The organism is Alteromonas sp. AWJ4_199 (assembly GCF_056159165.1).
Genome location: NZ_JBSWUR010000001.1, coordinates 559,976 through 575,588 on the forward strand (window position 1 = coordinate 559,976; position 15,613 = coordinate 575,588).

General features: G+C 43.9%; 11 protein-coding genes. 7 read left to right on the top strand and 4 right to left on the bottom strand.

Annotated elements, in window-relative coordinates:
* Nucleotides 1-2: 2 nt before the first annotated feature.
* From ACXAER_RS02520 to ACXAER_RS02530, 3 genes are read left to right on the top strand one after another with little or no spacing between them, the layout of a single operon-like run.
* The gene (locus ACXAER_RS02520; protein WP_474826285.1) at nucleotides 3-1,544 is read left to right on the top strand and encodes a mannitol dehydrogenase family protein; all 1,542 of its coding nucleotides are present in this window, start codon (nucleotides 3-5) and stop codon (nucleotides 1,542-1,544) included.
* Entirely contained in the window at nucleotides 1,544-2,182 is a 639-nt protein-coding gene (gene eda, locus ACXAER_RS02525) for a bifunctional 4-hydroxy-2-oxoglutarate aldolase/2-dehydro-3-deoxy-phosphogluconate aldolase (protein WP_474826287.1), read from the top strand. The genes ACXAER_RS02520 and eda overlap by 1 nt, the downstream gene beginning before the upstream one ends.
* Nucleotides 2,179-3,150, top strand: a complete 972-nt coding sequence (locus tag ACXAER_RS02530; RefSeq protein WP_474826289.1) for a sugar kinase — start codon at nucleotides 2,179-2,181, stop codon at nucleotides 3,148-3,150. The genes eda and ACXAER_RS02530 overlap by 4 nt, the downstream gene beginning before the upstream one ends.
* Nucleotides 3,151-3,322: 172 nt before the next feature.
* Here ACXAER_RS02530 and ACXAER_RS02535 read toward each other — a convergent pair whose 3' ends face one another.
* Nucleotides 3,323-4,258 carry a rhamnogalacturonan acetylesterase gene (locus ACXAER_RS02535; RefSeq protein ID WP_474826291.1) on the bottom strand — a complete coding sequence of 312 codons (936 nt, stop codon included), beginning with the start codon at nucleotides 4,256-4,258 and terminating at the stop codon, nucleotides 3,323-3,325.
* Between the two features lie 202 nt (nucleotides 4,259-4,460).
* A complete protein-coding gene (locus tag ACXAER_RS02540; protein ID WP_120958982.1) occupies nucleotides 4,461-7,160 on the bottom strand; it encodes a TonB-dependent receptor in 2,700 nt (899 codons plus the stop codon).
* Between the two features lie 678 nt (nucleotides 7,161-7,838).
* Here ACXAER_RS02540 and ACXAER_RS02545 point away from each other — a divergent pair.
* From ACXAER_RS02545 to ACXAER_RS02560, 4 genes are all read left to right on the top strand, one after another.
* Nucleotides 7,839-9,044, top strand: a complete 1,206-nt coding sequence (locus ACXAER_RS02545) for a glycoside hydrolase family 88/105 protein (RefSeq protein WP_474826294.1) — start codon at nucleotides 7,839-7,841, stop codon at nucleotides 9,042-9,044.
* 32 nt (nucleotides 9,045-9,076) lie between these two features.
* A complete protein-coding gene (locus ACXAER_RS02550; protein ID WP_474826296.1) occupies nucleotides 9,077-10,543 on the top strand; it encodes a glycoside hydrolase family 28 protein in 1,467 nt (488 codons plus the stop codon).
* A 13-nt stretch (nucleotides 10,544-10,556) separates the two neighbouring features.
* Nucleotides 10,557-11,699 carry a pectinesterase family protein gene (locus tag ACXAER_RS02555; protein ID WP_474826298.1) on the top strand — a complete coding sequence of 381 codons (1,143 nt, stop codon included), beginning with the start codon at nucleotides 10,557-10,559 and terminating at the stop codon, nucleotides 11,697-11,699.
* Between the two features lie 148 nt (nucleotides 11,700-11,847).
* Entirely contained in the window at nucleotides 11,848-13,971 is a 2,124-nt protein-coding gene (locus tag ACXAER_RS02560; RefSeq protein WP_474826300.1) for a response regulator, read from the top strand.
* A gap of 64 nt (nucleotides 13,972-14,035) precedes the next feature.
* Here ACXAER_RS02560 and ACXAER_RS02565 read toward each other — a convergent pair whose 3' ends face one another.
* Both ACXAER_RS02565 and ACXAER_RS02570 read right to left on the bottom strand, forming a co-directional pair.
* Nucleotides 14,036-14,923: a WYL domain-containing protein gene (locus ACXAER_RS02565; RefSeq protein WP_474826302.1), complete on the bottom strand. Its 888-nt coding sequence runs from the start codon at nucleotides 14,921-14,923 to the stop codon at nucleotides 14,036-14,038.
* 115 nt (nucleotides 14,924-15,038) lie between these two features.
* Nucleotides 15,039-15,608, bottom strand: coding sequence for a hypothetical protein (locus ACXAER_RS02570; protein WP_474826303.1), 570 nt, complete (start codon nucleotides 15,606-15,608; stop codon nucleotides 15,039-15,041).
* Between the last annotated feature and the right edge of the window lie 5 nt (nucleotides 15,609-15,613).

The window sequence follows — 15,613 nt, forward strand, 5'->3', positions numbered from 1 at the left end:
TCATGACAAAGCCGTTATCAATTTCAACGCTACCTCTTTTAAGTGACAGCGTAAGTAAACCAAATTACGACCTGGAAGCAACCGGTTGTGGCATTGTGCACATTGGTCCAGGCGCCTTTCACCGTGCGCACCAAGCGTATTATACCGAAAAGGCGCTGGCTTATGGCGGTGACTGGCGCATTCACGGTGTGTCAATGCGCAGCGCATCACTTAAAGAAGCGTTGAGTACACAAGACAATCTCTATGCGTTGTGTATTGTTGATAACGAGCCTGAAACCCACATTATCGGCGCAATTAAAACCCTTTCAACATTAGCACATGATCGTGAAGACATTGTTGCTGCGCTGGTAGACAAGCAAACTAAAATTGTGACGCTTACCGTGACAGAGAAGGGCTATTGCCTTAATGCACAAGGTCATCTAGATACTGATCATCCAGATATTAAAGCTGATTTAGTCACGCCAGAAACACCGGTAAGTGCAGTTGGTCTAATTGTGCAAGCACTAGCACAACGTAAGCAGGCAGGCTATGCAGATATTACCATTATCAGCTGTGACAACGTGTCAGACAACGGTAAAAAGCTGCAAAAAGCGGTGACCGAGTTCGCCAATAAAACGGATGAATCACTCGGCCAGTGGATAAGCGAGAGCATCGCCTTCCCCTGCACTATGGTTGACAGTATTACGCCAGCGACTGAAGACAGCTTTAAAGCCAACGTTGCCGCTGAGCTGGGTTTAACTGATAACTGGCCTATTCAGCGAGAGGCATTTACTCAATGGGTGGTTGAAGATAATTTTTCTGGCCCACGACCTGCTTGGGATAAAGTTGGCGTTACTTTTACTCATGATGTGAGCTTCTTTGAAAAAGCTAAGCTTCGCATTCTAAACGGCACACATTCAACACTGGCCTACATAGGGTTATTGCTTGGCAAGGAAACCGTATTCGACGCGATGCGTACCCCAGCCATAAAGCAACTGATTCAAACCATGTTGAAAGAAGAAATTGTTCCGTCTCTATCCAGTGATAACGAGAATGCCGATAACGGAACACAAGACTTCGACCTGAACGCTTACGCACAAGACATTGTTAAGCGCTATGAGAATAAGCATATTCGCCACCTGTTGTCGCAAATTGCTTGGGATGGGTCACAGAAAATCCCATTTCGAATTCTCGACACAGTACGCGATAACCTAAAAACAAAACGAAATATTGATTTGCTCTGCAGTGCCGTTGCGGCCTGGTGCCTATTTGTAAACAACAAGGCACGTTTAAACGAAACTATCACCGACCCGCTAGATAGTATGTTAAGGGCTACAGCAAAATCGGTAGACTTTCAGGCAATAGATCTTGCAAAAAAATTGCTCTCTCTTGAAACCATGTTCGCCGAACTGTCGGTAAACACTACGTTCAAAGAAAAAGTGCTCGAAAAAGTTGATCAGCTGCTTAACATTTTATCGCACGAAAACAGCAACGAAAGTCAGCAAGGTTCTGCTCCCACTACGTTAACAGAAAGTTCGCTAGATTCACTAAAAGGAACCGCGTGATGAAAAGTACCTTTTCCATGCTTAAAGGCGCCCCATTGCTTCCTATTATTCAGCCTAAATCTGTTGACGAGGGGCTTCACCTAGCAGAAGCAATTGCAAATAGCGGCCTGTGCAACATAGAAGTAGTGAAACGCAGCGACGCAGCATTTGAAGCCCTGTCAGCGATTAGAAAACAGTTTCCTGAACTCGTTGTGGGTATGGGCACATTGTTAAATCGCAACCACGTATTTGAAGCGTTGGATGCAGGCGCGCAATTTTTGATAACGCCCACAAGCTCAGAGACATTGCTCGATACTCTGATTGCGTCTAATGCCCCCTTTTTGCCGGGCGTCGCTACGCCTGCCGACATTCTTTTGGCGCACCAAAAAGGCATTCGCGAGATGAAGTTCTTTCCTGCGAGTCTTAGCGGCGGCCCCCCTTTTCTTAAAGCGATTTCAAGTGTATTTAGCGATGTTTGCTTCTGCCCTACCGGCGGCATTAATGGCGACAACGCGAATGAGTATCTCTCGCTTGGCAATGTTCGAGCAGTAGGCGGTACATGGATGATGCCGAAGGCAGCCATTGAAGCAAAAAATTGGCAAGCTATAACTTTGGCATGTCAACAAAGCCTAACATTGTTTGATGAGGCTGCGGCATGAGCATAGTTGATACCAACCAAAGAATGGTTATTTTTGGCGAGTGCATGGTAGAGCTTCGAAGCACTCAGCGTGAGTCATCAGTTAGTACGCGCGATGAAAACGCAGATAATAATCTGATGGCGAAAAGCTTTGCTGGCGACACGTACAACACTGCGGTTTATTTAAAACGCTGCTTGCCTTCATCTTCCATTAGTTACTTTACGGCGATCGGCGCAGACTTTTTAAGCGATGAGCTGCTGTTTAAAATGGGTGAGCACGAAATTAACACTGATTTAGTATTTCGCTCGTCGTCGCGCAACCTTGGCCTGTATATGATCCGCAACGACAACGAAGGTGAAAGAACCTTTGCATATTGGCGTAACCAATCTGCAGCAACACAGACGCTCAACATTATGGAGGGCGCTGAATTTGCTTGTGATTGGTTTTATTTGAGCGGTATCTCTATTGCCATTTTAGATGACGAACAGCGCGCTACACTTTTCGAACTGATTTCGTCCCTCAAGGCCAAAGGAAGTAAGATTGCCTTTGATCCTAATTATCGAGCTCGCCTTTGGTCATCTCAAGAAGATGCCAAGTACTGGACAGGTAAGGCTTATGCTGAAGCAGATTTAGCGTTCCCAGGTGCTGACGACCATTTAATGCTGTTTGGCCACACTAATGCTGATGAAATATTTAGCTATTTAGCCGACAAACAGATTGAAGAAATCGTTATGAAAAACGGGGCAGTCGGCGTTCATATACTCTGCCACAAAGAACAATGTATTGTACCTGTTGAGCGTGTTGAGCAAGTGGTTGATACAACAGCTGCTGGCGATGCATTCAATGGCGGTTATATGGCAGCTCGACTTGCAGGTAGAAAGCCTGTTGAAAGCGCGAGCTATGGAGCAAAAGTGGCAGCCACCGTAATAACCTACCCAGGTGCCATAATATCAAGTGATGCCTTTAATAATCACATACCGTCGCTATAGTCGGTATGTGACCCTCCCTTTTCTCTTTTGTCTTCCCTCCTCCTCACTAATCACTCATCACATACAAAATTGATAACGATGCGTCAGCAAGTTAGCTAAGATAGGTTGCAGTGCGTTAGTTTAAATAGGCGAGGCACACCACATATTGGCGCACCGCTTTGTTTAGTTTGATTTATAGAGTGTCTCGATAAACGTATTTTGCCAGCGGATGCGCTGTTGCTTTTAACTCTCGAACGAATATCTGCGCCATTTTTGCAGCACCAACTACGTTCAAGTGAGTGTCGTCGTTCTTACCTTCAGGATAGCGCGCATATAGGTCGGCGGGCACCTTAATGAAGTAATGGTTGCTGTTAGGCTCGCCTACCTGAGCAAGAAAATCACAGGTTAAAGCGTTCATAGGGATAAATGGCACGTTATTTTGTGCTGCCACTTTCTTCGCAGCATCGGAATACGCCAACAACGTGCGTTTCAAAACACCTTCCTCAGTGAAATGACGCCTGCAAATACTACTTGCGATAATCACTGATGCCCCTTTTGCTTCAACATCCTGAACAAACTGATTCAAGTAAGCTGGGTAAGCATTTTCCGGGTCGGCATAGCGAGCGGGGTCCGACAGCTTTTGATCGTTATGACCAAACTGAATTACCACAAAGTCACCTTCAGAGAGTTCGGATAACAGAAGCTGCCAACGCCCTTCGTCAACAAATCGCTTCGTGCTCCTGCCGTTAGCCGCGTGGTTTTTGATATTTAGATTTGGCAGCATGAATTCAGGAAGTAATTGCCCCCACCCACGCTCTGGATATGACAACATAGGCTTGTCTGACATGGTTGAGTCGCCGACCAGATGTAGGGTAACTGGCTTTTTGTGGGGTGGAGCTTTTACAGCCTCTTCACTGCCTTTATTAGTAGCGCTTTGGATTGAAGCACTATGGGAACCCGAACCGGTAAGTGCATAAGCGCTCGATTGGGCCGCGGAACTAATGTGAAGCGAACTCGAACCTTGTCGGTCCGCCACTGCAAAAGTACTCGTTACGGCAATAACGCTAGCAAGACTGTAGTACAGCGCGTTGAATATTTTTCCTGTGGTGGAGTTACTTGGATTTCTCACATACTTCTCCTTTTAAAGATGCCCACTGTTGCAATGCAAGTTGCATCAAAAGCCCTGCAGAAGAGTGTCGAAACCGGCCTAAGCCGCCTTTAATGCACATAAAAAAGGCCATCATTACGATGGCCAAACACACCCGTCTTCACGGAACACAACATTTAATTATTATCTTAGGCTCACCAATATGCTTGGTCAGTCTGTTATTTTACATAGTATAACGAGCGCCCAAGAAGAACTGACGACCCGTATGGTTGTACTCACGTACCAAATCCAATGAGCCATCACCCGTGGTAAACAAACGCTCGTACTCGTCAGTTAGGTTAATGACTTCAAAGGTTAACGTGAGTTCGTCGTTTACGTTATAAAATGACGAGAAATCTACCTGCGTTGGCCCTGTCGTGCCGTGTGCAACGTTACCATTGCTGCCAGTAAAGTCTGTCAGGTAATCGTCACGTTTGTTAACTGACACACGCGCGCCGTATTGGTCTGTTTCGTAATACACCGTAAAGTTGTACGATGTTTCACTCATACCTTCGATGTCGTCTGCGTTAACGTGAGTGTAGTTCGACACAATACCCATGTTTTCGAACAGGCCTGGTAAGAAACTTAACGGCTGCTGATAAATAAGCTCATAACCGCTTACACTTCTGTCCTCAGCGTTAATTGGGCTACTATGCTCGTATGGAATAGTACGAGGGTCTAGCGCAATTACAGGGTCAAACTGTGCATCGTTATCGATAAAGTCGTAGTAGGCACTATCAACTAGACGCTCTTCAGATGCGCGAACAATCCAGTTATCAATGTCTTTGTAGAACACTGTTGCTGCTAGTAGCGCTTCGTCGTCGAAGTACCATTCAACACCAAAATCCACGTTGTCTGAAGTGAACGGGTCAAGGAACGGGTTACCCACGCTTACCGAGCCGTTAATATAATCAAAGCTAGGGTTACCAGGGTTTAATGAGTTCAAGCTTGGGCGCGTCATTGACTGGGTTAGACCAAGGCGTACAACAACGTCATCAGTGGCCTCAAGTGCTAAGTTAACTGCCGGCAAAAAGTTATTGTAGTCATTTTCAATTTGTACCGTTTCGCCTTGAATAAAGCCTTCAGAGGTGGTGGTTGTTTTCACATAGCGTACACCGTAGTTAGCGCGAAGCAGCATATCGCCAATCTCATAACTCGTGTCCATCTCAATATAAGCAGCAGAAGTTTCTTCGCCTACTTGCCAGCTTTGTGCAGAGCGCGGTGTCCAGACTACGTCTAGAAGCTGACTATTTATTGCGTCAAAGTCAGCAACAAGAAATGGGTCTAGAGGACCATCAAAGCCACTACCAAAATCGTCTACCGGCATCATTTCAGCAAAGCCGACCGCCGAATCTTGATCTGGGAAGCCATTAATTTGCTCTTCACTGTAGGTTACTACGCGATCGTTATAAGCAAAGCCGGCCTTAATAGTGACTTCGTCGCCAAGGTAAGTGGCATCAAACTTAACCGTATCGTTTTCGCGCAATACATCAGTAGCACGTAAACGACCATCTGAAAGATTATAGTTACTTGCGTCGTTGACGTCATAACCGTAAGTGAGCTGAGGAGCGTTAATGTTATTACTAAAATCAAAACCGTAGCTAGTTTCTTCTAACAGCGTCATGTTGTAACGATACTGCTCTGAACGAGCATCAGATTCTGCAGTGCCGGCCATCATATCTAATTTAATATTTTCACCAATAAACCACTCGCCAGAAATCACAAATTGACTAAAGTCAGTGGTTGATTCCTGCAAACGACTCTCTATACGTGACTTGATACCGTCGTAACTTCCGGCTAGAACCTGCTTGCCATTAGGATGTACTGTAATAGAAGTGGGTGTAATCTCTGAAAACGTACTTCTAAACATATGGAAGAAATTGTACATAGTACGGGTGTTATCTAGTTTAGATACCAAACCGTCTAAGGTTAAAGTGAAATTATCAGTGGCAGCCCACTGGATAGAACCCGTAAAACCGGTACGCTCTTGGTCATTACCAAAGTAATCAGGTCGTGGAAGGCGTGGCGTCCACAAGCAGTTGATGGGATCAACAGATTCGCCTTGAAACTCGCAATTGCCCACGTCTGGCGTGCCGTTCACCACAGTATCAGACGTATCTGCAAAAATACCGCCGCCATCACGAACCGGTGTTGTCCAACGAACGGTACCGAAGCCTTCTTGCCTTACTGTGCGCTCTGAGAAAGCGGCCGAGAAAAGCACGCCCACCTTGTCGTCAGCGAAACGGTTACTGATCATGAAAGCTGCGCGAGGATCGGTCTCTTCAGTAATGCTGTTATAGCCACCTTGAAGGGACGATACGAATTTAAAGCCGTCATAATCGAACGGTTTTGCGGAGTACAAATCAACGGTACCTGCAATACCGCCTTCTTCCATTGAAGCTGTAGGCGACTTCTGAATATCTACACGATTAAACAGTTCAGAAGCGAAAATATTAAAATCAAAGCCACGTCCACCGTTTACGCCACCGCCTGAATCTGTTCCATCTGTACTTGCTGGTACTTCCATGCCATTAAGTGTTGTACGGGTAAATGATGGGCTTAAACCGCGCAAGGTAATTTGACGGCCTTCTCCACCCTCACGAGAAATCGCTACGCCTGGAACGCGCTGAATAGACTCTGCAATATTTAAGTCCGGGAATTTACCAATGTCTTGGGCAACGATAGATTCTTTACTGTTAACGGACGTTCGCTTTTCCATCAGTGATTTATTGAGCGACCCACGAAAGCCAGATACCTCTATGACCTCCATATTTTGCGCTTCGGTTTCACTAGTTTGTTCGTCTGTGGCTTCTTGCGCATGAATATGTGCGCCTGACAACGCTAACGTGACAAGAACAGCGAGTTGCTTTTTCTTTGGTAACATTGTTGTTTCTCCGGTTTTTATATTTATAAGCGACGCACATACTGAGAAAAAGTGAAGATGCTTCTGAAAAGTTTGTGAACCTTTCAAATTAACACAAATTCAACATTTACCGTATTTAACCATTTCACTTCCCTTTATGCCACCGGATAACATTTTGGAGGTCATTGCCGCCAATAATCTATATTAACCAATGGCACGCTTTGGCTGTTAAGAAAGTGAAGACGCGCCAATTCTATTTAATTCTCTACAGTGGTTTTGTAACCACCAAAACCATGAATAAGAAGCATTGCAGGGTACAGCTCTATTTTTTATCAACGCAAAACTTCCCTTCGGCAATAATGTAAACCCCGAAAAAAACACTCAAGCTTTACATTTGATTTACATCCTAATTAGTTATGCTACCGGTGGCAACTATTTTATTGAAAAAATTTATTATATGTATAAGTTCAGAAGATAATATTGATCGTAAAAGGCAATCTAGACTTCAGCCAAATGAAGAGAGAAAATTAGATTTAATCTTTTATATACATATGCTTAGTTAAAACTTGCAGCTTTTACTTGAAGTAAAATAAAAGTTAAAAAATATAAATAATTTCGTTGACATACAAGCAAATAAAAATCATTATGCTACCGGTAGCACATAGTGTATTTACAATGTTATAAAAATAAGGATTTGTTATGCTAAAAGGTATTCTACGCGCCGCTTCCGTTATAGCTTGCACGGCGTTTGTTTCTTCGGCTGCTAATGCAAATGATTGGGTGAAAATGCCTCTTGATAACACGCAATCGTGGTCTATGAGAATGATAGAGTCTGAAATGGTGCGCTTTCCTGAAGCTTGGCAAATCGATTGGGACGAGAAGCCACAATGGGACTACGTTCATGGTCTCAACCTTCTTGCGATAACAGAAGTGTATCAAGATAATAAAGATCCTCGCCTTCTGTCTTATGTAAAAGGCTACTACGATATGCTGGTTCAAGATGACGGAAGTATTAATACATACGATATCAACAAGTTCAATATTGATATGGTTAACCCGGGTAAGGTGTTGTTTTTTCTTTATGAAGAAACTGGCAACCCTAAATACAAAAAGGCAGCCGATCTTTTAAGAACTCAACTCACTGACCACCCGCGTACAGAGCAAGGCGGTTTTTGGCACAAGAAACGCTATCCTAACCAAATGTGGCTTGACGGCCTATACATGGGTGCACCTTTTTATGCCGAGTACATTGTTAAATACGGTGATATGAAGGAGCTAGACGATGTATTTTTGCAATTTGAACTCATTGAAGAACACCTTTACGATGAAACTACCGGCCTTCCCTTGCATGGCTGGGATGCATCTAAAAAGCAAAAATGGGCAGACAAAGAAACAGGCCTTTCTCAACATCACTGGTCACGTTCGCTAGGTTGGTATGCGATGGCCATGGTGGATGTACTAGAAGTTGTTCCTGCAGAGCACCCAAAAACACCGTGGCTACAGGCGCGCTTTAAAGCGTTTATTGATGCCACGCTTACCTATCAACATAATTCAGGCACCTGGTATCAGGTTACTGACTTGGGCAGCCGTGAAGGAAACTATCTTGAAGCATCAGGTACAGCAATGCTGACCTACGCTATGGCTAAAGGTGCAAGCCTCAAATATCTTCCTGAGGAATACAAGGCCCACGCAGAAAAAGGGTTTGCTGGACTTCTTGATCAAATGATTTCTGTTAATCCAGAAACTAACGTAATAAGCCTTGAACAGGTTTGCGCTGTTGCTGGCCTTGGTGGAAATCCATATAGAGATGGTTCATTCGACTACTACATGAGCGAACCAATCAGAGCAAACGACGCGAAAGGTGTAGGCCCATTTATTCTGGCTGCACACTACCTAAACAAGTAGAAAGCACTAAAACGTAATGCAAGGAGTCGATGATGGCCCAACCTAAGTCAACGAGCACTAGACGACATTTTTTAAAGTCCGGTCTCGCCACCACTGTAGCAGCTTCTGGGATGGCTGTAAGTGTTCCTACATTTCTATCTGGATGTGCAAGTGTGACCGAAACAGGAAGGACGCAACGCCAGTGGGACGCCGAAGCAAACCTTATAAAAGGGATGATAAAGCGCCCCACCTTTGCAAAGCGCAAAGCTAACGTTGCTGATTTTCTAAAAGATTATAACAGTGACTTCAAGCAAGCGTTACACGCAGCTATCGACCAAGTCGCACGCCAAGGTGGTGGCAAAGTGGTTGTGCCAAAAGGCGACTGGCTATGCAAAGGCCCTATTCACCTACAGTCGAATATAAACTTGAATATTGAGTCAGGCGCAACAATTCGATTTTCTACCAATTCTGAAGACTACAAACCTTACGTTTTTACTCGCTGGGAAGGTATGGAGTTGATGGGTTACTCCCCTCTTATTTATGCGTTTGAGCAAAGCAATATCGCAATTACTGGCAAAGGTACGCTTGACGGTAGTGCAGCAAAAGACAACTGGTGGCCGTGGAAAGGTAAGTGGAAGGCTTCAACATGGGGTGATGATCCTGTTGAGAACCAAAAATACACCAGAGATACGCTGCAACAAATGGTAGAAAATGGGGCCCCCGTTAGTGATCGCGTTTTTGAAAATAATTACTTGCGCCCTCCGTTTATACAACCTTACCGCTGTGAAAATGTACTTATTGAGGGTGTTACCATTCTGCGCTCTCCATTTTGGCTGGTTAACCCTGTGCTTTGCAAAAACGTCACCGTAAACGATGTGTACTGTAAAAGTTTCGGCCCAAATTCGGACGGGTGCGACCCCGAAAGCTGCACAAACGTACTTATCTCTAACTGCACGTTTGATACAGGAGACGATTGTATTGCCATTAAATCTGGACGTAATGCAGACGGCAGAAGGGTCAATGTTCCCTGCAGCAATATTGTCATAGAACATTGCGAGATGAAGGCGGGGCATGGCGGTGTTGTAATAGGCAGTGAGATATCCGGCGGTGTAGAGAATCTCTATGCTCAGTATTGCACCATGAGTAGCCCAGATTTAGACCGCGGCATTAGAATTAAAACCAACAGTATTCGGGGTGGTCACCTAAAAAACCTCAACTATCGCAATATCGATATTGGGACGGTGAAAGACGCCGTTGTCGTGAATTTCTTTTACGAAGAAGGTGATGCAGGCAACTTCCCTCCTCTATTAGAAGATATCACCATAGAGAACTTGAGCGTTGCTTCTGCTAACCGAGCCTTTGTACTTCGCGGGTATGACCATACGCCCATTTCCGGCTTGACGTTAAATAACATAACGATAAAACGTGCGCTAAAAGATGCCGTTATCGAAAATGTGGCGCATCTTAAATTAAACAATGTGTTTATTAATAGCCAACTATTTAACAAGCACGGGCTGTAGAAGAATAAATACTATGGAATTTAATAAAGCACGTGTCAGTCTTAATTTAGCCTTTGTGTTGCTGGCAGGTATATTTTTCAGTGGATTAAGCGTGGCAATGCCAGCAACGACGGATGTAGTGGTAGCTAAATCACATGACAGTGACGATGACAGTGACGTAAGTAAGGACGCTTTACCTCATTTTAACTCTGTGTCCCAAGCTGTTGCCTATATCGAGTCTCATGAGCCACAAAAAGATAAAGTATGGACCGTCTTTATTAACGAAGGCATTTATCGAGAGCGTGTCGTCATTAACGCTGATAATGTCCACTTGATAGGCCAGTCGCAAGAAACCACGACTATTGTTTTCAATCGATATGCAGGTCAAGACGTCGCAGAGAACTCTGATGAAAAATGGGGAACTCGTCGCACTGCCACGGTAGAGATTTTAGGTGATAACATCACTGTCGAAAATATTACTATCACCAATGATTTTGATTATCCCGGTAACGAGGTCAAAACAAAAGATGACCCTACTCGATTATCAGGCACGCAAGCAGTAGCGCTTAAAACCGACGTGAACTCAGATCGCACTTACCTTAAAAATGTCGCACTTTGGGGTTATCAAGACACCCTCTATTTAAAAGGTGACCGCGCTTTGATTGAAGGCGGAACAATAGCGGGACATATTGACTTCATTTTTGGTGAGGGCACCGCATTTTTTGAAAGCGTTTCTATTATCTCCCGTACACGTTATTCTGGCAGCGATAGCGACGGACTAACAGGCTACATTACCGCCCCAAGCACTCATTTACAGCGTCCTTATGGGCTTACTTTCAACAACTGTAGGCTTGAAAGAGAAAACGGCGTTCCAGATGAAAGCGTGGCACTGGGTAGACCGTGGCATCCAACAACCACCTTTTCAGATGGCCGATATGCAAACCCTTACGCTGTAGGTAAAACCACGTTTATCAACACCTATATGGCAGGTCATATCATCCAAAAGCGATGGACTACTATGGGTGGAACTACGCTATCAGGTATAAAGAGACCATTTTGTCCCCACACAGAAGCACGGTTTTCCGAATACCAATCTTTTGGAGATGGTGCACCTAAAGAAGCCGCATCACCTGCAATTGACTCCCATTTTCTAAACGATAAAGAAGCAGAGTTTTAACTAAAGAAGCGGTATTGCGTGGCTGGGAGCCAAACCATTTTCCAAGCGATGATGAATAGGGTCACATAAAAAAGTAATTTGCTCAGCACATTGCGTAACCACTTGGCATCTATTATCTTTTAGTTACCACTGTGCATTTCTTTACCTTATGTCCATACGTTTTCGATATATCGTTGCTTTAGCGCTAACAGCATCGCTAATTACCTTGTCTTTTTTAATTCTTTCAGGGTTAATTAAAGAACAAAAGCAGGATGGAGAAATTATTAATATTGCAGGCCAGCAGCGTATGCTGTCGCAACGCATAGCGATGCTGGCAGCTTCATCGACATTGTGTGGAAACAGCCAAGAATTAGGCTATTTAAAGCAAGATCTTACTAAATTCAAACAAAATCATAAGTATCTTGTTTCGTTGGAACATCTGCCTACTCAAACGTTTAACACTTATTTTCAACAAGGACAGCTTGATTCAAAAGTCAAAAACTTTGTCGATAGAGCTGAGACCTTGTTAACAAATGCACGTTGCGAAACGTCTCCCCTTATGCCAGTTCGAGACCTTACCTCGCTTCTACAGCAGCTAGACAATGTTGTGAACCAATTCGAACAGAACGCAACATCACGTGTAGATACGGTTCTTAGTATTGAAATGTACCTGTGGCTGGCGGCACTTGCTCTACTGATTATAGAAGCCGCGCTTATTTTCTTTCCTATGGAGCGTCAGGTTAAACGCTCTATTAACGCGCTAGAGCACTCGAAAGAATTAGCACAAAATGCCGCAGAAAAAGCCGAGAAAGCCAGTAAAGCAAAATCAGAATTCCTTTCAAGCATGAGCCATGAGTTACGTACGCCTATGAATGGTTTATTTGGCATGATAGAGCTGGCAATAGATAACCCCGAAAAAAGTAACTTGTACTTAAAAAAGGCAAAAACAGCCGGCCGGCAGCTGTTAGTTTTGATTAATGACATTCTCGACATATCTAAGATAGAGGCTGGCAAAATCAAGATAGAACAGGCCCCTGTTGATTTATTGCAAGTACTAGACGATGTGGTGTCGTTACAACGGGTTTATTGCCAACGCAAAGGGCTCGAATTTCACTATTTAAAAGACGCTGATCTTCCCCATGTTATCGAAGGTGATATAACGCGAATAGCGCAAATCTTACACAACCTGCTAAGCAACGCGATTAAGTTTACTGCCGAAGGCTCGGTAACGCTAAAAGTGACACACGCTAAAAATGAAAATGGCAATCGCCTTATCTTTAATGTTATCGATACAGGCATTGGCATACCCTCTTCTAAGCTAGAAAGCATTTTCAGAAAATTTGAACAAGCTGACCAATCTACAACACGAGAATTTGGTGGCACAGGGCTAGGGCTAAGCATCGCAAAACAGCTAGCTAACTTAATGGGTGGCGACATAAATGTGGTCTCATTCTCAGGTCAAGGCAGTACATTTACCTTCACAATGCTGACAAGAGAAGCACAGCTCCCAGAAATCGATATTGTGCCTAGCGTTAACTTGCGTTGTGCAATCATTGACGACCTACAAACCAGTCGCGAATACTTTGAGCACATCGTTGCGTCTATGTCGATTAAGCCCTGTAGCTATGAAAGTGCGAAAGCATTTTTAGATGACAAACCGTTTAGTTTTGATGTCATAATTCTTGACCTCTCTATGCCAGGAATGAGCGGCGTAGATTTACTACACCAGCTTAAGAAGTTGTCACCGCCTAAATTTCCTAAAGTGATATTGATTTCGGCTGAACTAGAAAGACTGGAAGACGAACACGAAATACTCGAAAGTATTTGGAAGACTCATGCCAAACCAATCAACAGACGTGAACTAGAAAATGATTTAAGTAAGTTAATTGAAGCAAAACCTGTTAGTCGCCAAGAGATTCAAGAAATCAACAAAAAGAAACGGATACTATTGGCCGAAGACAACGAAATTAACGCCGAGATTGTTAAAGCTATATTGCAAACAGAGGGCTATAAATTTTTGCATGTTAGAAATGGTCGCGATGCCGTTGAAGTAAGCAAACGGCATAACTTCGATCTTATTCTTATGGACTGCAATATGCCAGTTATGGGCGGTATCGAAGCTTCAATAATTTTAAGAAAAACACTGGAAACTAACACTCCTATAATCGCACTAACTGCAAATGCATTTGCGGAAGATAAAGAAGAGTGCTTAGCTGCGGGCATGGACGATTTTCTCTCCAAGCCCTTAGACAAAGACACCCTAATCACCACGATCAAAAGATACATCAGTTAATAAAGACGCTTGTACTTGTGAGCTAGGTTTGCCAAACATCAATATTAACGCTTGTAAACGGTCTCTAAGCTGTATAAGGCTCTTGCTCGCCTACATAGCCTGGGGCAATGGCAAGGTTATCAGTGTCTGCTAGGCTCTGCTGATTTCTAAGCCAAAGCTGGTATTCACCGGTGCGTAAACTGGCATGCTTTGTACAGTCAACATTCCAACGCCTTAACAGATACCCTGCCATGGCTGCGCGCACTTCTAAGGTCAACACGCCTTCTTCCATAGCGTAGTCCAGCTCTATTGCCGTAGAATATTTAATATTCTTCGGGTGAGGCACTATTTCAAGTGAGATAAGTCTTCCCCACTCTTCATCGTGATCAATACATTCGTGAGTTTCAGGTTCTGTTTTAACTGTAACTTTACTAATTCTTGTAAGCACAAAATCGCGAAAGCTTTGAGATTTTCTGTCGAACGCTCGCACATGCCAGCGCTGGCCGTTGTCAACAATGCTATGAGGCACGAGCTCACGTGCGCCACTGCCACTCGACAGCGACGTGTAAATAACGCTCATCGCCTTTTTGTTTACGATGGCTTGTACTACTTTTGCTACCACAAAAATATCTGGTACGTTCAGCGAAGATGCACTTTCTACCGGGAAATGTACATCGCCAATAGCATCGAAGCCGTCTGATATGTCGTTGGCAAGCTTTACGAGCGTGCGTTTAGCATCGTGCTCGAAAACTGGGATAAAACTTTCCGTTTGGAAATAACGCTTTTCCCTTGGATCATAAATTAAGTTATCCGGCGCTAATTCTTTGTATAGCGTAAAGTCGCGAGAGCCTGCCGATAGCCCTACCTCAAAACGATTTATTAAATCCTGCCGATGAATAGCTCCTTTAAACAAAAGGCAGAAATCGATATAAGCCAGTCGCTGGCGTTGAGAAAAAGAAATGGTTTCTAACATGGTGCGCACTTATTGTATTTTTATTCAGTGTGGTTCATTTAAAGCCGCATGTAAATAGCAAAAGACATAAAAAAGCCCAGCACTTGGCTGGGCTCAAACTTTTGGCATTTAAGGTCTATGAATTCGCACGCTTACGAGCGAAAAATATACCACCTAAAGCCAGAAGCGATAGCGCGAATGTACCTGGTGCAGGTACTTGGGCGATTTCGAAGCTAGTGCCTCTGGGGGCCTCGAGGAGAAGGTTAAACCCAATGTTATTTGATAATTCAGCCTTAGCAAATGAAAGGTCTACCGTTCCGCTACTTAACGCCACTAAAACAAAGGAGAAAATGTCTACCTCAGTTTTGCCAGCTTGAAAAAGCTCCACAGGGCCAAAAGTAGCGCTACTTAAAGACGCTGAATTAGATGAACTATCATTTGAGGGACCAAAAAGTGGCACCCCAATAGCACCTAGATCCGTAACCGTAGTTGGGTCAAAACTAACAAACAGCGAATCAAAAAAAACAGCTATATCATACCCGAAGAAATATGTCTGAGCGCCACTTTCTGACAACTCTGAAGCTCTCACCGTTGCTGTAATCGTCTCGCCAACATTGTAAGTATCTTTATCTGTTTTAATCGAAATCAGCGCTGCATTTGCATTGAAAGCTACTGCAGCCATTAATAGTAAAAAGAATTTTTTCATTGTTA